This is a genomic window from Paenibacillus sp. FSL R5-0475 (assembly GCF_038004585.1).
In the GTDB taxonomy this organism is placed as follows: Bacteria; Bacillota; Bacilli; order Paenibacillales; family Paenibacillaceae; genus Paenibacillus_AQ.
Genome location: NZ_JBBORK010000001.1, coordinates 1,043,092 through 1,067,451 on the forward strand (window position 1 = coordinate 1,043,092; position 24,360 = coordinate 1,067,451).

Consider the following 24,360-nt stretch of genomic DNA (forward strand, 5'->3'; position numbering starts at 1 on the left):
TTCACTATTTTTAAGATCGTCTAGTTTTTAACAAGAAGTCCCTAACCGCTTGCTCAAATAACCTGACACTATTTGCCCATGTCCATTTGAGGGAAGATCTTTCACCTTGTACGGCTAATTTAGTTCTTAAGTTTGGGTCTCGAATTAGGCGGATGACATCTTCACCAAGCCGATTCTCGTACCGATAGGAGAGCAGGCAGTTCTTCTCGTGATTTGCGTATTCCATATTTCCGCCTGAATAAACACAGACGAGTGCTGCGCCACACCGCATGGCTTCAAGCCCCGGCAAAGAACCCGTATCAAAAATACTAGAACTAACAAAGATATCTGCACCGTTGTAATGGTAACAGAGCTCCTCATCATTAGCAGGTGTGAAGAATCGATATTTGCCAGTAGCTTTCATTCTTTGGAGAACTTCTGAAGTATTGAACTCGTCGGGCGGACTGACAAAGTTAATATTTACATTGGGACATTGATTTTTTACGTGATCCAGCTGCTCTATAAGATAGTCTTGCTCACGGTGCCATGAGAAACCACGTTCTGCTTTTCTTAATATAGCTGTTATGTTTAAAGGCTCCTGAAGACTGTAACGGATATTCATATTCTTGAAGGAGGAGCTAATGCCAATGGGCACGATTTTTCCTGTGATCCCATGATTTAAACGAATCAGCTCCTGCTGCCAGTGCGATAAAACAATTAGATGCTCTGTGACATGATAAGAAGGGAACGACAGCGAACTATCTGGTAAAAAGGGGGGTTCATAACATAATGACAATCTTACATGAATTCCTTTTCCTTGATTGCTAGCTGCTTGAGAGGTAGGGACTGTCGTATGGAAATTAGAAACAATAACATCGCCTATGGGATAGTCCTGTTCTTGAAGCTCCATATGTGTGGAACGGATTAAGGTGGAGCGGACATCATAGGAAACAACCCCATCCACAGGCATGAGGATAGTAACCTGATGCCCCATAGCTGTTAGCCCATTGGCGAGTTCTACCAGCATGCGTTGAGCTCCACCATGAGATAAGGTCAGAATAGGGAATGTGAATCTCATCGGTAATCCCGTCCCTTCCAAGTTAGGGCTTAATCGTCAAATGATGTTACTCAATCGTTCTGTTTCTTATTTTATTCAACTCGCATAGAAAGGTACCATTTAGCTAATTTTGAAAAGCGTTATTTTTCCATATGAGCAATATTCTTCAGTAAAGCAACGGTCTCATTAATCTCGAGGTTCGTTATATCTTCTAAAGATACGTCGATCATGGGCTTGACTTTTTGGAGTTTGCTCAGGAAAGCTTCGGTATGGAAATGCCCTCCACCAGCTTTACCGTGGTAAATTCTCTCTCCATCTTGATAGATGTCTTTTAAATGCGCCAAAATGATCCGATCCCCGAACAACCTGAAGGCGTCATCAACAATTTGATCCTGCATATCTACAGCGTCACCAATAAAATTGCATGGATCCAGGACAACCCCAATATTGCCAGAGGGGATTTCATCTAAGATGCGGTGCATCTTGTCTGGTGTAGAAAGAGTATGTGTGCAGACCCCCTCCAATCCGAGAAAAACACCCCATTTTTCAGCTTCCTCCGCAAGCTCTTGTACAGTTGCCCTTAATATATCCCAGCCGATCTCTTCGTAATGGAGCGGATCTTGTGCTTGGAAAGTAGTCAGTGCGCCCGTCTCCGTAGCCACCATAGGGGCGCCGAATTGGCGGGCATACCGAAGATGTTCTTTAAAGCGATCTATTTCTAATCTCCGAATAACAGGATCCGGGTGAATGGGATTGATATAACAGCCTAACACCCCGATACGTATACCTGCTCTGTCAAATTGTTCGCCAATATAGTTTGCGAGGCCTGGACTTAATTTACCTGTGGAGGTATCGATGTCCTGAATAGCTTTGGATAAAGCAAGTTGAACAAAATCGATATCATAAATCTGAAGCGTTGCTGTCAACGATTTGAGGGGTAAACAACCAAATGTATGCGCTAATGTTCCGTATCTGATGGAAATCATCTCCTTATCTAGGATTGGTATGTGTAATTACAAACATAATAGTAGCGCTTTCATCTGGATGCAAGTGATTTATCCTTATCGTCTATCAGGAAATTGATGATCTCATTGTTTACTCTATCCGGTTGCTCATGATTAATCCCGTGTCCCGCATGGGGGATGACTTGGTAATAGAACTTTCCATCTTCTAAAATATTTATGAAATCCTTCGATTGTTTTAGCGCGTGTTCTCCAACTAGAAAATAGAGCTTGTCTCTAACTGCGACTGCAGCGTTATTATCGTATGGATGAAGCTTATGCACAAACATAGCTTGCTGATTATGAGTGCGCATTAAAAGGATCAGATGAGCAGCTAATGCTGGATGGTTGTCAAATAAAGGGGAGTGAGGTGCACTTAACTTCTTCAGAACTTTCAGTAAATTGCGATCCGTTGGAATCAGAATCTCCGGGAACATCATCATTAAAGTTTGGATCATGGCTTTAAACGGTGCAGTGACCATCCCGCCCTCCAAACAAACGACACGGTTCACTTTGTCCGGTTGCTTGGTCGCATAATTAAAAGCAATATAAGCGCCATTGGACACACCCGCAATATTAAAGACGTCTATATTCAGATACATCGCTATTTCATTAATCCATTTTACTTGCTCAAACTTCTGTTTGTTAAACTGCTCGGTAGGTATGCTTTTTCCGGGTCCACCCAAAGTATCAATCGCGATGCAATAAAAATGCTTCGATAACTCCTCGATATTTAAGATCCACATGACCGCCGAGTTATCACCAACACCATGAAACAGTAGTAAAGGTGGATTATTCTTTTGACCAGCAAGGATACAATGCGTCAGTCCATATGTGGTTGGAACATCGAGCTCCTCAAGCGGAATGGGCCACTGCTCAATCATCTGCTCATAGGAGTGCCACACTCGTTCTAGCGCCTTGGCATTCTTAAAGCTATTTACCATATCAAACCTCCTTATCCAAAATAAAACATTTGTATCTTATTCCAATTAGTATACTACGAGAGTTCGCAAGGAGGAGATAGAAATAGAAATATTACTGTGAAAAAGAGGGCGGAGCAGATAAGTGTATTTTATACAACTAAACAGCTACTTTACTCCGGTTATTGTGATATAGATGTACTTTGTACAACTATATCTCTGGAAATCAGCGGATACAGCTTAATTGGGGGAATTTAGTTGCACAAAGTACACTTAACGATAGACAGGCGTGCTGAAGTTAATTTTAGTTGTAGAAAGTGCAATTAAATAATGCAGAGGGCTCTTTTTTGCAGTAAAATTTTTTGATATGGTAAGCAACTTTGTGTTCTAGGGGGGATTATGATGTTGATTGAGCTAAAGGAAGCTAGTTTGTCAGATGGACGCGATATTTTTGAAATGATTATGGAGATCGGCCCTGGGGAGAATGGATTCGTTAACAATGGGTTTGATTTGGCTTACAGTGAGTTTCCTGATTTCATCAGAGATCGGATAGCACTCTCAAGAGGCGATAATCTCCTACCAAACTATGTCCCGCAAACCAACTATTGGTTACTGATTGACTCTTATCCTGTTGGTGTTGGAAAGCTAAGACATTCCTTAAATGATCAATTAAGAAAATCAGGTGGGCACATCGGATATAGCATCAGGCCTAGTGAACGAGGAAAGGGCTTTGGCAAGATTTTTTTAGCAGAGTTGTTAAAAAAAGCTGCGGATCTGGGGATTGATAAGGTCATGCTGACTTGTGAGCCGAACAATGTATCTTCGAGAAAGGTTATTGAAGAAAACAGAGGAATACTTAGCGGTATCGAGGATGGGAAATGTAATTACTGGATTAGTTTATGAGTCGAGTCGTTGCTGAATAGTAGGGGTGAAGGAGTTGCTAATTGGCAACTCTTTTTTTGTTTTTTCGCAATGGAATTTCAGTTCATCCAAGGAGGAATTGTCTAACTTGTGAAATAAATTTTAAATTTTGTTGAAAACGCTCTATTCAAACACAAACAAATAGATTAAAATCAAAACAAACAAAAATAAACAAAAAAATAAACATTCAAAAACGGAGGTATTCACAAATGGTACAAAGTTTATGGGATTCTGCACGGGAAAAAGTCATCAACGGAGGTCTGGATGCACTGGTCTATCGCTCCAATCTGTTGGGTGAAGATCGTAGAGTCTGTAATTTTGGAGGAGGGAATACCTCTAGTAAAACTATAGAATTAGATTTCCGTGGTCGTGAGGTTGAAGTCATGTGGGTGAAGGGTAGCGGCTCTGACCTAGCTACGATGAAAGCAGGCAATTTTACCGGATTGCGGCTTGAGGATATTGCACCTTTGTTTGATCGGGAGGAAATGCCTGATGAGGAAATGGTGGCTTACCTCGCGAATTGTATGATTGATCCTAAGCATCCGCGTGCTTCAATTGAGACGCTGCTGCATGCTTTTTTACCATTCAAACATGTAGATCATACGCATCCAGATGCGATTATCAGCTTATGCTGTGCTCATAACGGTAAAGATATTGCGCGGGAAATCTATGGGGATCGTTTCGTATGGGTGCCTTACATTCGTCCTGGGTTCACTTTATCCAAAATGATCGCTGAAGGCGTACTTGCTAATCCTCAAGCAGAATTGGTGTTGATGGAGAAGCATGGCCTCGTGACTTGGGGGGATACGCCGGAAGCTTGTTACGCGAAGACGATTTCTATCATTAATGAAGCAGAGCGTTACATCCAAGATAGAATTGAAGATGAGAATCTGTTCGGAGGTCGCAAATCGGAAGCGCTTCCTGAAGAAGAGCGGCGGGCTGTAGCAGCTGCAGTAATGCCATTGATTAGAGGCGCAGTCAGTGATGAGCGCAAAATGATACTGACCTTTGATGACGCAGAGGATGTGCTGCGTTTTGTAGGTGGAGTTAACTCGGAGAAATTATCCAGTGTAGGTGCAGCTTGTCCGGATCATTTGGTACATACCAAAATGCTGCCACTATTTGTGAATTGGGAACCAAATGCCAGTGATATTGATGGTTTAAAGACGAAGCTGAACGAAGCGATTACCGCATACAAAGAGCAGTATAAAGCTTACTTCGATCGCAATAAGCATGAGGGAGATGTAATGTTCGAAGCCGCACCGCGTGTGATTCTAATTCCCGGAGTGGGAATGATCAACACAGGCAAAAGCTGGAGCAACTCTAAAATTAGCGGCGCCTTGTATCACCGGGCGATTGCTGTTATGCGCGGAGCTACCGCATTGGGAGATTTCGTCTCTCTAAGTGAGAACGAATCGTACAATGTGGAATATTGGCCTTTGGAATTATATAAATTATCGCTGGCACCAGCAGAAGCAGAATTCTCGCGTAAGGTTGCGTTCATTACTGGTGGCGCAGGAGGAATCGGGAGCGAAACTGCTCGTCGTCTAGTGTCCGAAGGGGCGCATGTTGTGCTAGCAGATCTCAATCTGGAGGGCGCACAGAAAATTGCCGAGGAGATTAACGATAAATACGGTGAGAATCATGCGTTCGCTGTTAAAATGGATGTAACGCAGGAGGAGCAAGTTACCGCAGCTTATGCAGATACAGCACTTTTTTATGGCGGAGTAGATATTATTGTGAACAATGCTGGGCTTGCGACTTCCAGTCCTTTTGATGAGACTTCATTAAAAGAGTGGAACTTGAACATTTCCGTGCTAGGAACTGGATATTTCCTCGTTGCACGTGAAGCCTTCAAGGTGATGAAGGAGCAAAAGATCGGTGGTAGCATGGTATTTATTGGCTCTAAGAACTCTATATTTGCTGGAAAAAGCGTATCGGCTTACAGTTCTGCCAAAGCACTCGAAGCACATTTAGCTCGCTGTATTGCAGCTGAAGGTGGAGAGTTCGGTATTCGCGCCAATACCATTTTGCCGGATGCCATTCTACAAGGCTCAGCGATTTGGAATTCGAACTGGCGGAATGAACGGGCTGCTGCTTACGGGATTGAGCCAGATCAACTAGAGGAACATTATCGTAAACGCACAACACTGCTTGTAAATATTTATCCACGTGATATTGCTGAAGGGGTGGCCTTTTTCGCTTCATCCAAGTCAGAGAAGACTACGGGCTGCATGCTGACGATTGACGGTGGAGTGCCGGCAGCTTTTACTAGATAAGTGGAAGATGGAATATAGATAGATATAACGGAGGGAAGCCATGCTGATTGCAGACAGATATGAAAGAATCGTAGAACTAGTGAATGAACGTGGCAGCATTCGTGTCTCGGAACTGAGTACATTATGCCAAGTGACGGAGGAGACCATCCGCCGGGATCTTGATCGCTTGGAAAAGGCGGGGAGGCTGCTACGCTCGCACGGCGGTGCAGTCAGTCTACGTGATCGTCAGCCAGAGACGCCATATGCTGAACGTGAAATTATGAACGCAGCGGAGAAGCAGCAGATTGCTCGTGAAGCAGTGATGATGATAAAGCCGGGAGATCGGATTTTGCTGGATGCTAGCACAACTGCATGGTATATGGCCTCACATTTGCCGGATATGCCACTAACTGTACTGACTAATTCTATTAGGGTAGCTGCGGAGTTAAGTGGGAAGGAACGAATAGATGTGATCTCAACTGGCGGTCAACTGAGCCGCAGATCGATGTCCTTTGTTGGTCATTTAGCCGAGCGTTCGCTTGAGTTGTATCACGTGGATAAGATGTTTTTTTCCTGCAAAGGATTTCATCTCGAACGCGGCGCCAGTGAATCGAATGAGCTGCAAGCGATGGTGAAGCGAAAGATGATTTCTATCGCGGAGCAGGTGATCCTACTTTGTGACTCCAGCAAATTCGGAATTCAAGCGTTCACACATGTTGCCACGACTAGTGAATTGGATGTTGTGATAACGGATTACAGCCCTGCCACAGAACAGCTAAAGCAGCTACAGGAGCTGAACATCGCAATAACAACCGTGTAGAAAATAGTGTTGCAGGAGGTGAAGACATGAAGGTATCGATGTTTATTACTTGCATCAGTGATGCTGTGTACCCGAAGGTCGGAGAAGCGATGGCACGTCTGCTTGCCAGATATGGCGTACAGCTGGATTTTCCCGAAGTGCAGACCTGCTGCGGACAGCCTGCGTACAATAGTGGCTATTGGAATGAGGCACGTCAAGCTGCACTTACGATTTTGCAGGCTTTCGAAGACAGTGACTTTGTCATTGCTCCTTCCGGGTCTTGCACCGGGATGCTTCATCATTACCCGAAACTGTTTCAGGATGATCCGATTAATTTGGTCAAGGCGCAGAATTTGCAGCGTAAATCCTATGAGTTCAGCCAGTTCATGGTACAGGTGCTTGGCGTAACGGATCTAGGGGCAGTATTTCCGCATAAAGTTACCTATCATCCTTCCTGTCATGGCACTCGGATTCTGGGGATTCGTGATGAGCCTATGTTACTTATGCAGAATGTGAAGGCGATGGAGCTAGTGCCATTACCTTTTGCTGAGGACTGTTGTGGGTTTGGTGGAACCTTTGCCGTGAAGATGTCTGATATCTCCGGGGCGATGGTCACCGAGAAGTCAGATCATGTGCTGGAGTCGGAAGCAGAAGTCTTAACGGGTCTGGATATGGGCTGTCTTATGAATATTGCTGGGAATTTGCGTTATCGCCACAAACCGGTCCGAGTCATGCATTTAGCAGAGCTACTGTATGAGGGGGTGAGTGGACAATGAGTCAGAATGCCGCTCAGACTAAATCGGAATCGATTAATGTGAAGCCAGCAACGGTAAAAGAGCGTGCCGACTTGGCGCTGAATAATGACTTTTTGCGCAAGGCGGTTCGCTTTACTACGGAAAGGCTGCGTGACGGGAAACAAAAAGCGGCGAACGATCATGGACAATGGGAAAAATGGCGCGAACGTGGGCGGCAAATTCGCCTGCATACGATCGCTCATCTGGATTATTACTTAAATCTATTTGCGGACAATGCAAGAGCGAACGGCACGCATATTCATTTTGCGGCAACGGGTGAAGAGGCAGTGAAGATTGCTTTAGAGATTGCACAGCGAAAACAAGCGGCTTCCGTGGTCAAATCAAAATCGATGGTGACTGAGGAGCTGCATTTGAATACGGCTCTTGAATCCATTGACGTGGAGACGATTGAGACAGATCTTGGTGAATATATTATCCAGCTTGCCGGAGAAACTCCGTCTCATATCATTATCCCAGCCATCCATAAGAACCGCTATCAGATTGCTGAGCTGTTATCCAAGGAGGCAGGGGAGGAGCTTTTGCCTGAGACTACAATCCTTGCAGGATTTGTACGGCGCAAGCTACGGGAGAAATTCCTAGAAGCGGATATTGGGATGACGGGATGCAATTTTGCAATTGCAGAGACAGGTTCCATGGTGTTATTCGAGAATGAGGGCAATGCTCGCATGGTCACCACCTTGCCAAAGACGCAAATCACTTTGATGGGGATGGAGCGGATTATTCCTTCTTGGAGCGACCTTGAGGTGATGGCTACGTTATTACCTCGTTCAGCAACTGGCCAGAAGCTAACAGTGTATATGTCCGGTATTTCAGGACCCCGTAGAAAGGATGATGGGGACGGACCGGAAGAGCAGCATATTATTATCCTTGATAATGGTCGATCTGAGCAGCTCGGCGATCCAGAGTTTCAGGAGCTACTGAACTGCATCCGCTGTGGAGCTTGTCTGAATGCCTGCCCTGTCTATCGTCATATTGGCGGTCATGCCTATGGTGGAACTTATAGCGGACCGATCGGAGCAGTGTTGACCCCAGCACTGAACAAAAATGTAGATCAATGGGATGATATCGCAGGTGCATCGAGTCTATGCGGTGCGTGTTATGAAGCTTGTCCAGTCAAAATCCCTCTGCATGATATGCTTATCTATTTACGGCGACGTAAGGTAGAGAGAGGTTATGGAGACAAAGCGGAAGGTCTTGGCATGAAAGGTTTTGGTGCGATTATGGCGAAGTCCCAGCGATTCAGTAGTGTGATGAAAGTAGGCAGAATCGGACAAAAGCTACTTGTGAGAGACGGCGGAATTCCGTCAAAGCTTGGGCCGCTGAAAGGCTGGAATAACTACCGGATCGCTCCGAAGCTGGCGGATGAATCCTTCCGCGAGAGCTGGAAAGAGCTGCAGGAGGAGTTAGACAAAAATAGTCGCGAGATGGACCCGTCGATACAGAAACGGATGGAAGATTTATTAGCGAAGCGGAAGGCGGAAGAACTGAAAGGAGAGCCCGGATATGACTGAGGAAACGCACAGAGAATGGCTGGAGCGTATGGACCATGATTCTCGTGAGAAACAGCAGGCATTCATGAATGATATCGCTCGTCGTCTGAAGCGGCCAAGAACGACTGCGGCTCCGGTACATCCTTTTCGCGGTGCTCCAGATTATTGGCAAGAATTCCAGTGGAGTCCAGAAGAACGCATCGATCAATTTACTGCGAATTTTCAAAGTGCAGGTGGACATGTATTTCGCATGGCAACGATGGATGAAGCTAAAGCTTTTATCGTCAATAAAGCGAGTGATATGCTCGCCCGTTATATTCTTCGGCAAAATGTAGCTGAGCTTGCGGCACTTCGGCTAGAAGAAGAACTTGTAGATACGCGGGTATCTGTCTGGAATACGGATATGCAAGAAGCATGGAAAGCTAGGGCGGCGGAAGCCGATATTGGGATTGTAATCGCGGATTATGCAGTTGCTTATACAGGCTCTATTACAGTGTTATCTTCTGCGGATAAAGGGCGCTCTGTCAGCCTGTTGCCAACCGCATTAATTGCCATCGTTCCGCTGGAGCGGCTGAAGACTCGTCTGGGTGAGGTGCTTATTGATTTTGATGAAGCGGGACAATCGGGTCTCCCCGCAGGTATTCACTTTATCTCTGGACCTAGCCGTTCAGCGGATATTGAGAATGATCTGACGATAGGTGTGCATGGCCCTGGAATCGTATTCGCCTTGCTGGTAGGCTGATGAGGAGATAAGGAGTGTTGTTTAAGAATGAATGCTGGGGCACACAAACAGGGTCAGAATCATATTGCTATTGATATTGGAGCCTCTAGTGGGAGAGTCGTTTGCGGAACCTTGCAAGAACCGGAAGGAACCTTATCATTAACAGAAATTCACCGTTTTAGTAATGGGTTCTCTGAGAAGAATGGTAATCTTTATTGGGACGTCGATTATTTATTTGCTGAAATTGTAAAAGGTTTGCAGAAGGCGAAGTCAAAAGGAATTGAGCATTGTACCGTCGGAATTGATACTTGGGCCGTGGATTACGTACTTCTAGATCAGAAGGGTACACGAATTCATGAAGTTTTTTCTTATCGTGATTCCCGAACAGATGGAGCGGTACAAAGCGTACACCGCAATATATCAACTGAAAGCGTTTACCAAAAGACGGGGATACAAGTTCTCCCGATTAATACGTTGTACCAGCTGTTTGTGCATGATCAGGCAGATCTTGAAGCAGCACATTCAATCCTGTTGGTCCCTGATTATCTCTACTATCGGCTTACGGGACGAAGAATTAGTGAAGTCACGAATGCTTCAACCACGGGTCTGCTTAATCTGCAAACTCGGGATTATGATACTGATTTACTGGCACTGCTTGGTCTTTCAAAAGAGCAGTTTCCTCCCTTAACGGAACCTGGGGAACGAATTGGCGGATTGACTGATGACTTGGTGGCACGGGGCGATCTTCCAGATTGTGAGTTCATAGCAGTTGCCACACATGATACAGCATCAGCTGTACTAGGCGTTCCTGCAAGTAGCGACAAATGGGGATTTCTCAGTAGTGGTACTTGGTCACTCATCGGGGTGGAACGAGCTTCAGCCATTACAAGTCCAGAAGCGATGGAGCGCAATTATACAAACGAATGGGGAGCCTTCGGCTCATTCCGTTTTCTTAAGAACATTATGGGGATGTGGCTGATCCAAAAGGTTCGTGAGGAATATGGTGGTCAATACAGCTTCGGCGAACTGGTAGAATTGGCAGCGCAAGAAATTCCTTTTAGATCCATCATCTACTGCAATGATGAACGATTCATGAATCCATCCAACATGGTTAGCGCGATACAGAGCTATTGTGCGGAAGTCGGACAGTTGGTTCCAAAGACACCAGGGGAGATTGCCAGATGTGTGTTTGACAGTCTTGCTCTTTCTTATTATTTCTACGTTCAGGATCTTCAGCTATTGACCGGTGAAAAATGGGAGCGGCTGCATATCGTAGGTGGTGGGGCGAACAACGGATTGCAATGCCAGATTGCGGCCGATTTGCTAGAGATGGAAATTTATGCTGGACCAACGGAATCAACCGCATTAGGTAACGTAGTTATGCAAATGATCAGCGTGGGTACAGTCACAGATATTAAAGAAGCAAGAGAAATTATATATCGTTCATTTGATGTAACAATCTATATTCCACAAGAGATGGACTCTTCCCTAAAAACCGCGGCATTAGCTGAGTTTGCTCGACTGCAGATCGTTTAAGAGTAACTAATAAAGTAACCGAGAATATATGGGATGACTATTAAATAGCTATGGATGAGCAAAAGAAAAGTATAAATACCCCACATTGAGCGTAAATAGCGGAAAACGAGTAAAAGAAGGGTATAAATCCCCCTCATTGAGCGCAAAAAGCGGAAAACTAGCAAAAGAGGGGTGAAAATCCCCCTCATTGGGTGCAAATAGCGGAAAACGAGCAAAAGAGGGGTATAAATCCCCTACATTGAGTGTAAAAAGCGGAAAACGAGCAAAAGAGGGGTATAAATCCCCTACATTGAGTGTAAAAAGCGGAAAACGAGCAAAAGAAGGATATAAATCCCCCTCATTGAGCGTAAATAACGGAAAACGAGCAAAAGAGGGGTATAAATCCCCTCATTGAGCGTAAATAGCGGAAAACGAGCAAAAGAAGGGTATAAATCCCCCTCATAGAGCGCAAAAAGCGGAAAACGAGCTAAAGAAGGGTATAAATCCCCTACATTGAGCATAAAAAGCGGAAAACGAGCAAAAGAAGGGTATAAATCCCTCTCATTGAGCGTAAAAAGCGGAAAACGAGCAAAAGAAGGGTATAAATCCCCCTCATTGAGCGCAAATAGCGGAAAACGAGCAAAAGAAGGGTATAAATACCCCTAAATGAAATCACTAAGAAAATATCAGGAGGCTCAAGCATGGTGCAGAATACAGAAAGCTTAAAGAACATTCAGACGAGCTATAATGAGGCAAAAAAGCTCTACGCACAGCATGGCATTGACGTAGATAAAGTATTAGAGCAGCTTGCAGCAATCAAAATTTCATTGCACTGCTGGCAAGGAGACGATGTAAAGGGCTTCCTGAATAAGGAAAAGGAACTAAGTGGCGGAATCGCGGTCACGGGCAGTTACCCGGGGCGAGCTAGAAATCCGGAGGAGCTGCGCCGTGATTTGGAGCAAGCACTAGCACTTATCCCCGGACGTCATAAAGTTAATTTACATGCTATTTATGCCGATACGGAAGAAACTGTAGATCTTGATGCGCTAGAGCCTAAGCATTTTGAAAGATGGGTGCACTGGGCTAAGGAGCAGGGGCTTGGATTGGATTTCAATCCCACTTGCTTCTCTCATGAAAAAGCTAATGATGGCTTCACACTAAGCCACTCGGATCCTGAAATCCGCAACTTCTGGATTGCTCATTGCAAGGCTTCACGCCGAATCTCCGAATCTTTCGGTCAGGCACTAGGTCAGCCTTGTGTAACCAACTTCTGGGTTCCAGATGGATATAAAGATACACCGATCGACCGTCTGTCACCGAGAGTGCGACTTCAGCAATCACTGGACGAGATCTTCAGCGAGGAGATCGATGAGCGATATAACATTGATGCTGTAGAAAGCAAGTTGTTCGGAATTGGTTCAGAAAGTTATGTGGTAGGTTCGCATGAATTTTATATGGGTTATGCACTAAGTCGGGGCAAAGCGGTTTGCTTCGATGCTGGGCATTTCCATCCGACCGAGACCATCTCGAATAAACTATCCTCTTGGCTGCTGTTTGGTGATCAATTGTTGCTGCATGTTAGCCGTCCAGTACGCTGGGATAGTGATCATGTGGTGACTATGGATGATGAACTGCTGGAGATTGCTCGTGAACTAGTTAGAGGTCAATTCCTAGAAAGAACTCATATTGGACTCGATTTCTTTGACGGAAGTATTAATCACATTGCCGCTTGGGTGATCGGAACACGTAACACAATCAAAGCTCTGCTACGTGCGATGCTGGAACCGATAGAGCTATTGAAGCAAATTGAACTGGATGGGGATTATACTACTAGACTTGCACTGGTAGAGGAATTGAAATCTTATCCGTTCGGAGCTATTTGGGATTATTATTGTGCGACGAATGGTGTGCCTGTCCGAGAAAGTTGGCTGAGCGATGTGAAGCAATACGAAGTAGATGTTTTATCAAAGCGATAAATTACTTGTTATGGCGGTTACCACACGGTAGCCGCTTTTTATGTTCATGATTAGTACTTATTTGAAAAGATATGTGATCTCTGCTATGTTTTATCAAAAAGAGAGAGAGGCGTTATTATGGAGAAATATGGACCGAATCCGAATGTGCTCTATCCGAATGAACAGATCAAAAGCATCTGTTATATCAAAAATGTGATTACAAGAAAAAATATTACGATTGGCGATTATACGTATTATGATGATATAGACGGTGCCGAAAAGTTTGAGGAGCATGTGACTCATCATTATGATTTTATTGGTGACAAGCTTATTATTGGGAAATTCTGCGCGATTGCCAAAGGTATTGAATTTGTCATGAATGGTGCGAACCATCGAATGAATTCTGTTACGACCTACCCTTTTAATATCATGTCTAATGGCTGGGAGCATGCGGTTCCAGAACTATCAGATTTACCCTTAAAAGGAGATACGGTGATTGGCAACGATGTGTGGATTGGGCAGAATGTTACGGTTATGCCGGGTGTACATATTGGTAATGGAGCCGTCATCGCGGCCAATTCAACAGTTGTCAAAGATATCCCGGCTTATAGTGTCGCTGGAGGAAATCCATGTAAAGTAATCAGACAACGTTTTGATGATGAATTGATCGAACATCTAGAAGCGCTTAAGTGGTGGGATTGGGATGCTGAGCGAATCTTTAAGAATCTTGAAGCGTTATGCAGCAGTGATTTGAATAAAATCAAAGAAATTAAATGATATTGTGTAAGTTTCATAGAACGAGCTATAGTTTATCTTAAAGATATAAATAATAGCTGAGGGTATACTGACTGTATGTACTTCATATGAACCTTGCGGAGGGAAAATCTAATGAAGAAAGATGATGATAAGATCACTGCGGAACTCACAGCAGAGAAGTTTCCATACAGTAAAGAGAACGAGGAGATGGTGACGCGGAATTTTTGGACTAAAACTAAAAAGTTCGCAGGCAAGATCCCATTTACTAAAGATGCTATTGCGATGTATTATTGCGCAGTCGATGCAAAGACCCCTTTATGGGCAAAAGGAATTGCCTTCGGAGCGTTGGCTTATTTCATCTCCCCGATTGATGCGATACCCGATGCGATTCTCGGCCTTGGATTTACAGATGATGCAGCGATCATTGCAGCAGGCATTAAAGCGATATCTGGTCAGGTAACCAACGAACATAAGGAAAAGGCCGAAGCATTTTTTAATGGGGAAAAATAAAAGGTGCAGCTTTGAGCTACACCGTAATATTTGTACCTTCTGGACAGCTTTCTGCGGAAAGCTGTTTTGTTTTGTAAACCTCGCCCCAGTCTTTCATGAGTTTAATAATAGGGGTCAGTGTCTTGCCAAATTTAGTTAACGAGTATTCGACTTTCGGGGGAACCTGATGGTAGACCTCGCGGTGAACAACTCCATCTTCTTCCAGCTCTCTAAGCTGCAAGGTTAACATGCGTTGAGTGATTCCTGGGCATATCCGGCGAAATTCGTTAAAGCGTTTCGTTCCATCCATCAAGTGATAGATGAGAATTCCCTTCCATTTTCCTCCTATAACATCGAGCGTAAATTCCACAGGGCAAGCTTCCTTATTGCCTCCTGGGAAATCTCCGAATCCACCTTTTCGATCACGCATAGCCGTTCAACTCCCATAGTATCATTTTGTATACTACATAACATTAATGTGCGTACTTTTAAAGAAGTGATATATATTCTAATATTAAGCATGAGAACGGCAAACAGTCAAATGGGTCGTTGATTCTAAGCAAATAAAAGGAGTGTTAAATATGGATACTTTATCATTAAACAAGAATGAAATCCTGTCTGCTTACCAGTTCAGACATGCAACTAAAGAATTTGATAGTCATAAAAAAATTAGTGAGTCAGACTTTCAGTTTATTCTGGAAACAGGACGTCTGTCACCAAGTTCATTCGGATTCGAGCCTTGGCGTTTTGTCGTAGTACAAAGTCCGGAAATACGTGAGAAATTACGTGCTCATGCCTGGGGAGCACAAAAGCAATTGCCAACCGCAAGTCATTTTGTATTGATTCTCTCACGTCTTCCTAAAGATATGGCTGCTGATTCAGATTATATTAAAGGGATCATGGAGCATGTGCAGGAGCTACCTCCAGAAGTGATGGAAGGGAAAGGTAATATGTTCGATAAGTTCTTGAAGGTTGATTTCGGATTGATGGAGAATGAGCGTGCAATGTTCGAATGGAGCTGCCGTCAGACTTATATAGCCCTTGGTAATATGATGACATCAGCCGCTTTAATCGGAATCGATTCTTGCCCAATGGAAGGTTTCGATAAGGCGAAGATAGAGCAAGTTCTTACCGAAGAGGGGATTATGGATGCCGAACATTTTGGAATCTCCTGCATGGTAGCCTTTGGGTATCGATTGAATGAACCACGTGGAAAAACAAGACAAAGTGCAGAGCAAGTCGTTCAGTGGGTTTAACTAAGCTGGAATTTCATTTTTGAGCTGCATAACGAAAATAATGAAACCTGCAAAGTCTCCAGTGTCTTGGAGATCATGCAGGTTATTTTTGTTTAATTCTTATAAGATTCGAAAAGTAATTGAAATTTTCATGAAAACTCTGATACTCTTATTGAGGTGACCCATTTTAAGCTTTATCGAGTTAATTTAATAATGAAGGGATCCTGCATCATGAAAATCATTCGCATAATTATCCAAGTGTTCCTGCTTTATTTGTTCTACTTGGCTGGAGACTTCCTGCAAAAGCAGCTGCATCTTCCCGTTTCTGGGAGTATCGTCGGATTACTTTTGCTCTTTGTTTTATTGCTATTCAAGGTTGTACCAGTGAAGTGGATTGAAGATGGTGCAACAACAATATTAGCTTATCTTCCGTTATTTTTTATTCCAGCGACGGCTGGGATCGTGAAGCATATGGATATTTTTAGTGGAAGAGGTTTGCTCTTAATCTTGATTCTTATCGTTAGCAGCGTCCTCACAATTGCAGCAGCAGCACATACGAGTCAATGGCTTTCAACCTTGAAAGGAAAGAGCAAGGCGGGCTGGAGCAGCAAGAGCTTAAGCGAAAAGGGGAAGGAATTATAATGTTTTTTATCGCGACAGGAATTGTCCTGCTTAATGTTGCTATTTATTTGATGATGTCCGTAATTTATAGACGTTTTCGGTTTCCTGTACTGATTCCCGCGTTAACAGCAACAGTCCTTGTTGTAGCAATACTACTATTTTTTCATATTCCGTATGATACATATATGATAGGCGGTCAGTGGATCAATCAGTTACTCGGTCCTGCTGTAGTGGCGCTAGCCTACCCATTGTATAAACAACGTAATGTGTTAGTCGAGAATCTTCCAGCCATCCTGGGGGGAGCGATTGCAGGACTGTTATTAGGGATGTTTAGTGGTCTGCTTTTGGCGGCTGGTCTAGGATTCTCTAAATTGTATGTTCTGTCCATTTTGCCAAAATCGATCACAACACCTGTGGCGATACAAATCTCAAATGGTTTAGGTGGGGACTCCTCGCTAACCTCCGTATTTGTAATGATTGCCGGATTTACAGGTGCGATTGGCGGTCCTCTCATTATTAAACTGTTTAAGATTCGAAGCGAAGTTGGGATTGGGATCGGGTTAGGAACGGGTTCTCATGCACTTGGGACTGCAAAGGCACTGGAATACGGTGAACAGTCAGTTTCAATGAGCTCCGTAGCGATGACCGTTTGTGCTATTGTCGGTTCATGTATCGGTCCGGTGGTAGCTTGGATCATGTACCCTTAAATTCATTCATCGTAACTATGTTTGCAAAACACTCCATCGGGTAACTATAACTAAGGAACAAATAAAGCAAAGCACCTGAGGAGGATTTCACATGTCAGATTATTCTCAAGATGAAGCGGAAATCCGCAACAAGGAAAATAAAGACGGCGATTCATTAGCTGAAATTAAGAAGATGGAGAATGGTGTGGACATCGAGCCAGAAGCAGACGATTGGGTAGCCAAGCCTGCAGAGTCCTCGCATCCTGATCCGCTTCCTAACGATTTGGACTAAATGATTCGGAAGACAGGCTGTCCTTCATTGGGCAGTCTGTTTTTGCTTGAGATGATTTTAACAATTATTGTATAATGAATTCAGGTACAACCTCATCAGAGAGTTTTCTCCAAGTTCCTAGTAGTTTTTCGCAAATTTCACAGATCTCAGCCATTCATGTAGCAGGGAGGAAATGAAATGCGTAGTCGGAATGAGAACAGCCGATATCGGCAAAAACGTGGTGAGGCCCTTGCAGGCAACTTTGAGAAAAAGTATGGTTCAAACTTTGGCGTACGTAGTGAACTTACAACGGATACGTTAAAGAAGCAAGACGACGACCAGTCGCTAATATCGGCTCAGAATCACGAAGAACGGCTAAAACCATAAGCGTGGATGGATAGAGAATCCGCTTCACTTTTTATAATTTGTAATGAAGACATAACCTTTGGGTTATGTCTTTTTTGTTGCGCATATCTCCTGAAGGATTAAGGCATAATAGGGCCGGATGGATATTTAAGAAAATAATGACAACTAGGAGCGGTGTATAAACATGATGACTTCTATATTTTCTTCAAGCGGAGATTCTGCGATGGCAGTGGCGGGCCAATATTTCTTTTATTTTATGATCTACTCTTTTTTAGGCTGGGTATTGGAAGGTACATATAACTTATATAGTAATGGAAGCTTTCGCAAAGAAGGCTTTCTAAAAGGCCCTTTTAAACCAATGTATGGATTTGCACCACTGCTTCTATTGATTGCCAGAGACTTAACCCTGCCTTTCCCAATTTTCCTCCTGCTTGCGTTAGTCGTTCCTTCAGCTGTTGAATACGTAAGTGGTTGGCTGCTAAAAACTGTGTTTCAAAAGCAATGGTGGGATTACTCAGGGATGTCTTATCAACTGCAAGGGCATATTTGCCTTCGATTCTCCCTATATTGGTGGGTGCTATCGGTAGCTTGTGTATATGGGATTCAGCCGTTTATGGAGCGTTTGTATTCACTAGTCCATAATGTTTGGGGAATTATATTTCCTTTCGTGGGACTCTATCTTATGGCTGATTTATTGTGGACTTGCTGGAGTCGGTATAGAAGTGAGAAGACCCCCCAATATCAAGATTAATGATGCCTATATGGACATAATAAGCATTCTTTTGTATATGAAGCACAAACATTTCAGTGACAAGCATTTCGATCTTGCATATCAGTTTTGTGTCGTAAATAATATAGCCATATATTAAATACTAGACGGACTGGTGGAGATTACGATGACAGGGAAGATTCTAGTAAGCGCATGTCTGTTAGGACATAAAGTGCGTTATGATAATGGTGATGTACCGTGTCTCGATGCTCGTTTCTTGAAGTGGTATGAGGAAGGGCGTTTTGTCCACATTTGTCCTGAGGTAGTCGGAGGGTTATCAACGCCTCGTCCAGATGCCCAGCGGCAAGGTGAGCGGGTAGTAACAGGTGCAGGTGTGGATGTTACGGAACCTTTTATGAAGGGTGCTCAAGCAACGCTGAAGCTGGCTACAGAACATCAAGTTACATTAGCAATATTAAAACAGGATAGTCCTTCTTGTGGTAGTCTTTATATTTATGATGGTACTTTTAGGGATACGAAGATGTCAGGAGAAGGTACAACTACGGAGTTATTACGGCAAAATGGCTTTAAAGTGTTCGGCGAAGATCAACTAGATGAAGTGGAAAAAGAACTTGCTCGTATGGAGGGGTAAGTCATTCTTAAAGTAATAATTGGAACTCATGTTACATAGTGTGTATAAGGGGAACGAAGCAGTGTCCTTGGGAGAGGAAATGCCGTCCGAAGAGCCATCCTTCATTTGGGATTGGAGGCGGACGCAGATGAGTATTGATCAGCTCATTTCATTGCTTGTTCTTGTCATCATGATCGTACAGCTTGCCGGCTACAAAGGGAAACATTAAGCTCAAAGTCTCACCTCATTGTAACTGCTTCCGGACCTCAGAAAGTATTGAGCCGTTCGGAAGCTTTTTTTGTTCCACGCTAAGCATATTACCGATTCTAAAGGATTCCATCACAGTGATGTCTAATATATACATAATGTGGGTTTTTGGGAAGCCGGAGGAAAATAGGATGATGTTCTACAAAACGGTGTGAGAGGATGGATGAATAGCGTGCCGATGTCTGAGTATTATCAGGAGATCCGAGGAAAAGTGGGTTCAGAGTTATTAATGATGCCTTCCGTAGCTGCAGTAATAAGAAATAAAGAAGATGAAATTCTATTTATTCGAAAACCTGAAGAGTCCTTGTGGGGATTGCCAGCAGGCGCCATCGAGCCAGGGGAACGGCCGGGAAGAACTTTGCGCAGAGAAGTATATGAAGAGACTGGATTAATGGTGCATCCTACTTCCATTCTTGGGGTTTTTGGTGGAGGGAAATATAGATACGAATATAACAATGGAGACCAGGTGGAATATACAGTCATCGTATTTGAGTGTTCTATCATCCGTGGAACGCTGAGAGCAATGGATGGAGAAGTCGAAGAATTTAAGTTCTTTAAAGAGAGTGAGCTGCCCGAGATGGCCATTCCCTATCCAGTGGAGATTTTCAAGAAAGACCGCGAAGTGGCAAAAACGATATTTGAATGAGCTGGAGAGGAGTAACTTATGAAGACTTTTATTTATATGATTAGGCACGCAGTATCACCTTTTGTGCTTGGGGATGAGAGAGAACGAGGATTATCTGATAAAGGGCATGAGGACGCATATAGAATTAAAGAACTGTTGGCGGAGGAAGAGATCACACATTTTGTTTCTAGTCCTTATAGACGAGCCATAGATACGATTAAGTATTTGGCTGAGGCATCGGATCAAGAAATTGAGCTGTATGAGGAACTTAGAGAAAGAGCCATCGCAAGCGTTGAAATCGAGATCAGTGAACAAGAATTTCTTCAGGGTATCCAGACATCATTCACAGACTTACAATATAAAATGCCAAATGGTGAGAGTACTCAGGAAGCGCAAGAGCGTGCGATCCCCATCATGAAGCAATTGATCCAGCAAAATAAAGGCGGCAAAATAGCACTAGGTACCCACGGGAATATCATGACCATTATCCTGAATTACTTCAATAAAGAGTATGGTTATGAGTTCTTTGAACAGACTTCGAAACCAGATATTTATAGGCTGGAATTTGATGAATTAGAGCTTACTAGTGTGGAACGAATGTGGAACCCCGAAGTACTTAGGGTTTGTTTGGATGACAAGAAAATATTTGAGCGGTAAAAAATCCATATATTTCACTACGATCCTGTGGTTTCCCTATTTGGTTCTGTTTATTAATTTATTCGCAGCATGGTTCCCGATTACAGAAGCTGCGGATAAACCAGTTCCGGTAACGGGGTTAATCATAATAGGGGCCATGATTATTTATCCGTTTTATATCGTGATGATTAATATTATATCAAGCATAAATTTCAAGTCAGACGCAGGATAGAGGATGGAAATGAGAGTCAATGCTTTAAAAGAAAGAGTTATTTATGGATGCATCTGCTTAATTGTTATTGTACTGGGGTTATGCTCTAGAGCATTCTCGGAACAGCTACCTTTGTTTGTAACGAGACATTTTGGAGATGCGCTTTGGGGCAGCATGGTTTACTTTATGTTTCGTGTACTGCTAGTGAACCGGAAGCTGTGGATCGCTTTTATGTGGAGCCTGATGTTTAGTTTCGGCATAGAATTTAGCCAACTGTATCAAGCAGAGTGGATCAACAGCATCCGTGCTACCATACTCGGTGGGTTGATTCTCGGAAAGGGATTCCTATGGATTGACCTTGTTCGATATACCGTTGGAATTACGCTTTCTTACGGACTGGATCAATACTTTCGCCCAAAACTGCACCGAATAGATAAATAGCTTTTAATGGAGATGAACCTAAAAATGGTAAATAGCTTGATTGTAGTATGCTTGCTTACAATGATTATTCATACAGCAGAAACCTTATCTTATTCGGTAAGATACGCCGGGGTGAAGCTGAACAAGATAGCTATTGCTTTGTCTCTGACAGGCATTATTGTTCTCGTGTCAAGAACTGCAAACATGATTCAAGCTCCGCTGACGGCTAAATTCGTAGATTATGCCAAAATACATTCTGATTTCCCACTTCTTAATTACTTGAGAATTATATTGTTAGCTTCTTCATTAGGGACATTAATTGCCATTGCTATTTTCCCTACTTTTGTAGGCTTGTTTGGGAGAATCATCTCAAAGCTTGAAATCGAAGGTTCTATTCCCAAGCTGCTTACGAGCGTAACGATCGGGCAGTTAAAAAATACTAGAAAATACATAAGAAAACCAAAAGTGAATCTATATAACTTCAGATACCTGGGGATTCCTAAACGTTTTATTGTTATGAATGTTTTTGTTACAGCCTTTTACACCGTAGGGGTCATATCATCTTTGTATGCTGCTCATCTAATGCCTCAATATAGCACGACTGCTTCTCAAGCCTCAGGATTGATTAACGGAATGGCGACTATACTGCTGACCATATTTATCGACCCACAGCTTGGTCTTATTACCCATAAAGCCACTGAAAATGTAGAATACCGTGATCAGCTAGGAAAAATATATGTGGTATTGATGGGTTCGCGATTTATAGGTACTATATTTGCTCAGCTCCTAATTGTGCCTGCAGCCCAACTAATTAGTATGTTAGTGAAGCTGATATGAGCCGGTGGGAACGAATCCTTATGGAAGCTTAGACTCTGCAGATCGTAGAGCTAAGGAGATCTTCTGCTCCCAGCTGTAAATATTCTGATGCATGTCATGAATTCGTTTCATTTGCTCATAGGATATTTTCATTTCTGATACTGCCTTAATTGCATCCCCTTGTTTTACAGCCGATTTATATTGTTTATCTGCTTCTGAACGAACTTTCTGCGCTACAGCGATATTCTTGTTCTCGGCGGTGATTTGCTTCTTCAGAGCTGTGATTGGTGCCAGAGCATCTTTGATAGGCTTGATCTTGGCAGCTGTTTGCTTGCGGGCAGTTGCCAAAGCGTCTGTCTTGGCCTTAATTTCAGTTCTAGCGAGTGTTACCGCAGCTTTGAGCTTATTGCGTCTTAGATCCAGGAGAGTGGCTGTCTTAAAGTCCTTAGCTTTCTTGGCTGCGGTAGACTGCTTACTGAGTGTGCTGTATTGGTCCAGTAGAGGAGCATGTTTCTTCTGAGCCGACGTTGCTTCAGATGATAAACGACTCAGCAGAACCTTATCTGTTGACTCTATGACAGAGTGAATAGATTTCAGAGCTTCATTGTTCTGCTTACGTAGCATTTGAATTTTTGAGCTATCGGACTTGAGGGCTACTTGAAGCGAGGTATAATTACCATGGAGACCGTTAATGTCATCTAAGGCTGAATCCCAGTCTGTACCTGCAGAAGCTAATGTAAGGTTGATGTTGAGGAGAGCTACTACTAGGATTAATTGGACAAACCTCTTTAAATAACTAAAATTGTGAATAAACATTCATTTCAGCTCCCTAATTAGTCTATGTGCGTAAAAAAAGCACCTCCAAGATAGGCATGAATGCCTATCTTGCGAGGTGCTTCTCCCGCAGAAATATAAATGATACACTTACTATAACTTGAAATTAATGGATAGTCAATCCGAAAAAGAACGTTTGTTTGCTTTTTTGAAATAATGAAACATAAGGAGAGTCAAAGATGAATTCACATCTAGATCGAATGCATGATCGAGTGGCCTTAATAACCGGAACCTCTAGTGGATTTGGACTGCTCACAGCCCTTAAACTAGCAGGACAGGGATTCAAAGTTGTAGCAACCATGCGCGATTTGAGTCGTAAAGGCGAGCTTGAACAGCAGGCAGAGCAAGCAGGACTCTTGAAGCAGCTTCATTTTATGACCATGGATGTTACCGATAGTGATTCTATACAGGCGACTATAACCTCAGTACATGAAACATTCGGAAGAATTGATGTTTTGGTAAATAATGCAGGCTTTGCTATAGGCGGCTTCATAGAAGAGATATCCATGGAAGAATGGCGTCAGCAAATGGAGACGAATTTTTTCGGATTAGTCGCGGTCACAAAAGCTGTGCTGCCAGTTATGCGAGAACAGAAACGTGGTACGATTATTAATGTGGGGAGTATAAGCGGGTTGTCCGGGTTTCCGGGGTATGCTCCATATGCAGCTTCCAAATTTGCAGTAGAAGGATTCAGTGAAAGTCTGCGTCATGAAATGTCTCCTTATGGAATACGTGTAGTATTAATTGAACCTGGCTCCTTCCGTACTCCGATTTGGGGAAAAGGAATGGCACAAATTCGTCAAGTCGAGGATTCTCCTTATAGAGACCGTCTGGACGCTGTGCTACGATATTCCAAGCATACCGCTGAAACTGCAACTGATCCAAAGCAAGTGGCAGATCTCATCGGTCGTATTACTGAAATGAAGTCACCGAGGCTTCGGTATCCTATCGGCAAAGGCACCCGGATCTTGATCTTAGGCAAAACGCTGCTCCCGTGGAAATGGCTGGAGAGAATTATTGCGAAAGAATTGAGGTGATGGAATGGAGCAATCCATAAACTTAACAATCATTAAACTCATTGGATATGTATCCAGTTTGATGACCGTTTTTTTATGGTTTATATTTATATTCATTAATCCGTATGCTGAGGTTACGAATCAATCCAGTATTATAATAAGTATGGTAATGTTGGTGTTGCCTGCCGGATTACTTGCGATAGGTGTCTCTTTAAACAGAAGCCTTCTCATGCTTCTCGCCTTTATTTGGAGTTTTCCATACAGTTTATATATGTTTTTAACGCCGGGAATCTTCAGGTTGTTCGGGATTACAAGCTTAATGTATTTATTGTGTTTTGTG

General features: G+C 43.3%; 28 protein-coding genes. 23 read left to right on the top strand and 5 right to left on the bottom strand.

Annotated elements, in window-relative coordinates:
- Positions 1–10: 10 nt before the first annotated feature.
- The 3 genes from MKX41_RS04325 to MKX41_RS04335 all read right to left on the bottom strand — a co-directional run bounded on the left by MKX41_RS04325 (position 11) and on the right by MKX41_RS04335 (position 2,981).
- A complete protein-coding gene (locus tag MKX41_RS04325) occupies positions 11–1,057 on the bottom strand; it encodes a glycosyltransferase family 4 protein (RefSeq protein WP_340968860.1) in 1,047 nt (348 codons plus the stop codon).
- Between the two features lie 119 nt (positions 1,058–1,176).
- On the bottom strand, positions 1,177–2,022 hold the full coding sequence (locus tag MKX41_RS04330; protein ID WP_340968861.1) for a sugar phosphate isomerase/epimerase family protein: 846 nt from the start codon (positions 2,020–2,022) through the stop codon (positions 1,177–1,179).
- A 50-nt stretch (positions 2,023–2,072) separates the two neighbouring features.
- Positions 2,073–2,981: an alpha/beta fold hydrolase gene (locus MKX41_RS04335; protein WP_340968862.1), complete on the bottom strand. Its 909-nt coding sequence runs from the start codon at positions 2,979–2,981 to the stop codon at positions 2,073–2,075.
- 375 nt (positions 2,982–3,356) lie between these two features.
- Here MKX41_RS04335 and MKX41_RS04340 point away from each other — a divergent pair, with 375 nt between their 5' ends.
- The 10 genes from MKX41_RS04340 (at position 3,357) to MKX41_RS04385 (ending at position 14,697) form a co-directional block, all read left to right on the top strand.
- Complete coding sequence (locus MKX41_RS04340; protein ID WP_339247171.1) at positions 3,357–3,860, top strand: GNAT family N-acetyltransferase; 504 nt, start codon at positions 3,357–3,359, stop codon at positions 3,858–3,860.
- 227 nt (positions 3,861–4,087) lie between these two features.
- A complete protein-coding gene (locus tag MKX41_RS04345; RefSeq protein WP_340968863.1) occupies positions 4,088–6,157 on the top strand; it encodes a bifunctional aldolase/short-chain dehydrogenase in 2,070 nt (689 codons plus the stop codon).
- A 40-nt stretch (positions 6,158–6,197) separates the two neighbouring features.
- Positions 6,198–6,956: a DeoR/GlpR family DNA-binding transcription regulator gene (locus MKX41_RS04350; RefSeq protein WP_042187090.1), complete on the top strand. Its 759-nt coding sequence runs from the start codon at positions 6,198–6,200 to the stop codon at positions 6,954–6,956.
- A 26-nt stretch (positions 6,957–6,982) separates the two neighbouring features.
- On the top strand, positions 6,983–7,711 hold the full coding sequence (locus MKX41_RS04355) for a (Fe-S)-binding protein (protein WP_042187093.1): 729 nt from the start codon (positions 6,983–6,985) through the stop codon (positions 7,709–7,711).
- On the top strand, positions 7,708–9,261 hold the full coding sequence (locus tag MKX41_RS04360; RefSeq protein ID WP_340968864.1) for a LutB/LldF family L-lactate oxidation iron-sulfur protein: 1,554 nt from the start codon (positions 7,708–7,710) through the stop codon (positions 9,259–9,261). Before MKX41_RS04355 ends, MKX41_RS04360 begins: the two co-directional genes overlap by 4 nt.
- Positions 9,254–9,982 (top strand): LutC/YkgG family protein, encoded by a 729-nt coding sequence (locus tag MKX41_RS04365; protein WP_340968865.1) that lies wholly within the window; start codon positions 9,254–9,256, stop codon positions 9,980–9,982. Before MKX41_RS04360 ends, MKX41_RS04365 begins: the two co-directional genes overlap by 8 nt.
- A 27-nt stretch (positions 9,983–10,009) precedes the next feature.
- Complete coding sequence (gene rhaB / locus MKX41_RS04370) at positions 10,010–11,497, top strand: rhamnulokinase (RefSeq protein WP_340968866.1); 1,488 nt, start codon at positions 10,010–10,012, stop codon at positions 11,495–11,497.
- 680 nt (positions 11,498–12,177) lie between these two features.
- Positions 12,178–13,452 carry an L-rhamnose isomerase gene (gene rhaA, locus MKX41_RS04375; protein WP_339802697.1) on the top strand — a complete coding sequence of 425 codons (1,275 nt, stop codon included), beginning with the start codon at positions 12,178–12,180 and terminating at the stop codon, positions 13,450–13,452.
- A gap of 117 nt (positions 13,453–13,569) precedes the next feature.
- Positions 13,570–14,208: a Vat family streptogramin A O-acetyltransferase gene (locus MKX41_RS04380; protein WP_076283041.1), complete on the top strand. Its 639-nt coding sequence runs from the start codon at positions 13,570–13,572 to the stop codon at positions 14,206–14,208.
- A 111-nt stretch (positions 14,209–14,319) separates the two neighbouring features.
- Complete coding sequence (locus tag MKX41_RS04385; RefSeq protein WP_076298449.1) at positions 14,320–14,697, top strand: YkvA family protein; 378 nt, start codon at positions 14,320–14,322, stop codon at positions 14,695–14,697.
- Between the two features lie 16 nt (positions 14,698–14,713).
- Here MKX41_RS04385 and MKX41_RS04390 read toward each other — a convergent pair whose 3' ends face one another.
- The gene (locus MKX41_RS04390) at positions 14,714–15,106 is read right to left on the bottom strand and encodes a winged helix-turn-helix transcriptional regulator (protein ID WP_340968867.1); all 393 of its coding nucleotides are present in this window, start codon (positions 15,104–15,106) and stop codon (positions 14,714–14,716) included.
- A gap of 151 nt (positions 15,107–15,257) precedes the next feature.
- Between MKX41_RS04390 and MKX41_RS04395 the strand changes: the two genes are divergently transcribed.
- The 12 genes from MKX41_RS04395 to MKX41_RS04450 all read left to right on the top strand — a co-directional run bounded on the left by MKX41_RS04395 (position 15,258) and on the right by MKX41_RS04450 (position 22,191).
- Positions 15,258–15,932 (top strand): NAD(P)H-dependent oxidoreductase, encoded by a 675-nt coding sequence (locus MKX41_RS04395; protein WP_149644076.1) that lies wholly within the window; start codon positions 15,258–15,260, stop codon positions 15,930–15,932.
- A 210-nt stretch (positions 15,933–16,142) separates the two neighbouring features.
- Positions 16,143–16,553: a CidA/LrgA family holin-like protein gene (locus MKX41_RS04400; RefSeq protein WP_076283039.1), complete on the top strand. Its 411-nt coding sequence runs from the start codon at positions 16,143–16,145 to the stop codon at positions 16,551–16,553.
- The gene (locus MKX41_RS04405) at positions 16,553–17,239 is read left to right on the top strand and encodes an LrgB family protein (RefSeq protein WP_076283038.1); all 687 of its coding nucleotides are present in this window, start codon (positions 16,553–16,555) and stop codon (positions 17,237–17,239) included. The genes MKX41_RS04400 and MKX41_RS04405 overlap by 1 nt, the downstream gene beginning before the upstream one ends.
- A gap of 91 nt (positions 17,240–17,330) precedes the next feature.
- Entirely contained in the window at positions 17,331–17,510 is a 180-nt protein-coding gene (locus tag MKX41_RS04410; RefSeq protein WP_042126589.1) for a hypothetical protein, read from the top strand.
- Between the two features lie 177 nt (positions 17,511–17,687).
- Entirely contained in the window at positions 17,688–17,876 is a 189-nt protein-coding gene (locus tag MKX41_RS04415; RefSeq protein ID WP_340968868.1) for a hypothetical protein, read from the top strand.
- 163 nt (positions 17,877–18,039) lie between these two features.
- A complete protein-coding gene (locus MKX41_RS04420) occupies positions 18,040–18,606 on the top strand; it encodes a putative ABC transporter permease (RefSeq protein ID WP_340968869.1) in 567 nt (188 codons plus the stop codon).
- Positions 18,607–18,751: 145 nt separating this feature from the next.
- Positions 18,752–19,216 (top strand): DUF523 domain-containing protein, encoded by a 465-nt coding sequence (locus MKX41_RS04425; protein WP_042187118.1) that lies wholly within the window; start codon positions 18,752–18,754, stop codon positions 19,214–19,216.
- Between the two features lie 61 nt (positions 19,217–19,277).
- Entirely contained in the window at positions 19,278–19,424 is a 147-nt protein-coding gene (locus MKX41_RS04430) for a hypothetical protein (protein WP_156113097.1), read from the top strand.
- Positions 19,425–19,634: 210 nt separating this feature from the next.
- Positions 19,635–20,108, top strand: a complete 474-nt coding sequence (locus MKX41_RS04435; protein WP_042193681.1) for an NUDIX domain-containing protein — start codon at positions 19,635–19,637, stop codon at positions 20,106–20,108.
- An 18-nt stretch (positions 20,109–20,126) separates the two neighbouring features.
- Positions 20,127–20,744, top strand: a complete 618-nt coding sequence (locus MKX41_RS04440) for a histidine phosphatase family protein (RefSeq protein ID WP_340968870.1) — start codon at positions 20,127–20,129, stop codon at positions 20,742–20,744.
- A gap of 220 nt (positions 20,745–20,964) precedes the next feature.
- Positions 20,965–21,375, top strand: coding sequence for a ribosomal maturation YjgA family protein (locus MKX41_RS04445; RefSeq protein WP_081382731.1), 411 nt, complete (start codon positions 20,965–20,967; stop codon positions 21,373–21,375).
- Positions 21,376–21,399: 24 nt separating this feature from the next.
- A complete protein-coding gene (locus tag MKX41_RS04450) occupies positions 21,400–22,191 on the top strand; it encodes a lipid II flippase Amj family protein (protein ID WP_042187128.1) in 792 nt (263 codons plus the stop codon).
- Between the two features lie 18 nt (positions 22,192–22,209).
- On the opposite strand, the gene MKX41_RS04455 is transcribed toward MKX41_RS04450, so the two are convergent.
- Positions 22,210–22,986, bottom strand: a complete 777-nt coding sequence (locus tag MKX41_RS04455) for a hypothetical protein (protein ID WP_339270462.1) — start codon at positions 22,984–22,986, stop codon at positions 22,210–22,212.
- A gap of 197 nt (positions 22,987–23,183) precedes the next feature.
- On the opposite strand from MKX41_RS04455, the gene MKX41_RS04460 reads away from it, so the two are divergent.
- Complete coding sequence (locus tag MKX41_RS04460) at positions 23,184–24,041, top strand: SDR family oxidoreductase (protein WP_340968872.1); 858 nt, start codon at positions 23,184–23,186, stop codon at positions 24,039–24,041.
- Positions 24,042–24,360 lie beyond the last annotated feature (319 nt).

What these genes read in the sequence shown, in the direction of transcription:
- MKX41_RS04355 (WP_042187093.1), top strand. Translation starts at nt 6,983, where the DNA reads ATGAAGGTATCGATGTTTATTACTTGCATCAGTGATGCTGTGTACCCG.
- MKX41_RS04455 (WP_339270462.1), bottom strand. Translation starts at nt 22,986, where the DNA reads ATGTTTATTCACAATTTTAGTTATTTAAAGAGGTTTGTCCAATTAATC.
- MKX41_RS04345 (WP_340968863.1), top strand. Translation starts at nt 4,088, where the DNA reads ATGGTACAAAGTTTATGGGATTCTGCACGGGAAAAAGTCATCAACGGA.
- MKX41_RS04385 (WP_076298449.1), top strand. Translation starts at nt 14,320, where the DNA reads ATGAAGAAAGATGATGATAAGATCACTGCGGAACTCACAGCAGAGAAG.
- MKX41_RS04325 (WP_340968860.1), bottom strand. Translation starts at nt 1,057, where the DNA reads ATGAGATTCACATTCCCTATTCTGACCTTATCTCATGGTGGAGCTCAA.
- MKX41_RS04380 (WP_076283041.1), top strand. Translation starts at nt 13,570, where the DNA reads ATGGAGAAATATGGACCGAATCCGAATGTGCTCTATCCGAATGAACAG.
- MKX41_RS04450 (WP_042187128.1), top strand. Translation starts at nt 21,400, where the DNA reads ATGGTAAATAGCTTGATTGTAGTATGCTTGCTTACAATGATTATTCAT.
- MKX41_RS04405 (WP_076283038.1), top strand. Translation starts at nt 16,553, where the DNA reads ATGTTTTTTATCGCGACAGGAATTGTCCTGCTTAATGTTGCTATTTAT.
- MKX41_RS04415 (WP_340968868.1), top strand. Translation starts at nt 17,688, where the DNA reads ATGCGTAGTCGGAATGAGAACAGCCGATATCGGCAAAAACGTGGTGAG.
- MKX41_RS04420 (WP_340968869.1), top strand. Translation starts at nt 18,040, where the DNA reads ATGATGACTTCTATATTTTCTTCAAGCGGAGATTCTGCGATGGCAGTG.
- MKX41_RS04445 (WP_081382731.1), top strand. Translation starts at nt 20,965, where the DNA reads ATGAGAGTCAATGCTTTAAAAGAAAGAGTTATTTATGGATGCATCTGC.
- MKX41_RS04440 (WP_340968870.1), top strand. Translation starts at nt 20,127, where the DNA reads ATGAAGACTTTTATTTATATGATTAGGCACGCAGTATCACCTTTTGTG.
- MKX41_RS04340 (WP_339247171.1), top strand. Translation starts at nt 3,357, where the DNA reads ATGATGTTGATTGAGCTAAAGGAAGCTAGTTTGTCAGATGGACGCGAT.
- MKX41_RS04390 (WP_340968867.1), bottom strand. Translation starts at nt 15,106, where the DNA reads ATGCGTGATCGAAAAGGTGGATTCGGAGATTTCCCAGGAGGCAATAAG.
- MKX41_RS04330 (WP_340968861.1), bottom strand. Translation starts at nt 2,022, where the DNA reads ATGATTTCCATCAGATACGGAACATTAGCGCATACATTTGGTTGTTTA.
- MKX41_RS04365 (WP_340968865.1), top strand. Translation starts at nt 9,254, where the DNA reads ATGACTGAGGAAACGCACAGAGAATGGCTGGAGCGTATGGACCATGAT.
- MKX41_RS04360 (WP_340968864.1), top strand. Translation starts at nt 7,708, where the DNA reads ATGAGTCAGAATGCCGCTCAGACTAAATCGGAATCGATTAATGTGAAG.
- rhaA (WP_339802697.1), top strand. Translation starts at nt 12,178, where the DNA reads ATGGTGCAGAATACAGAAAGCTTAAAGAACATTCAGACGAGCTATAAT.
- MKX41_RS04350 (WP_042187090.1), top strand. Translation starts at nt 6,198, where the DNA reads ATGCTGATTGCAGACAGATATGAAAGAATCGTAGAACTAGTGAATGAA.
- rhaB (WP_340968866.1), top strand. Translation starts at nt 10,010, where the DNA reads ATGAATGCTGGGGCACACAAACAGGGTCAGAATCATATTGCTATTGAT.
- MKX41_RS04395 (WP_149644076.1), top strand. Translation starts at nt 15,258, where the DNA reads ATGGATACTTTATCATTAAACAAGAATGAAATCCTGTCTGCTTACCAG.
- MKX41_RS04460 (WP_340968872.1), top strand. Translation starts at nt 23,184, where the DNA reads ATGAATTCACATCTAGATCGAATGCATGATCGAGTGGCCTTAATAACC.
- MKX41_RS04335 (WP_340968862.1), bottom strand. Translation starts at nt 2,981, where the DNA reads ATGGTAAATAGCTTTAAGAATGCCAAGGCGCTAGAACGAGTGTGGCAC.
- MKX41_RS04425 (WP_042187118.1), top strand. Translation starts at nt 18,752, where the DNA reads ATGACAGGGAAGATTCTAGTAAGCGCATGTCTGTTAGGACATAAAGTG.
- MKX41_RS04400 (WP_076283039.1), top strand. Translation starts at nt 16,143, where the DNA reads ATGAAAATCATTCGCATAATTATCCAAGTGTTCCTGCTTTATTTGTTC.
- MKX41_RS04410 (WP_042126589.1), top strand. Translation starts at nt 17,331, where the DNA reads ATGTCAGATTATTCTCAAGATGAAGCGGAAATCCGCAACAAGGAAAAT.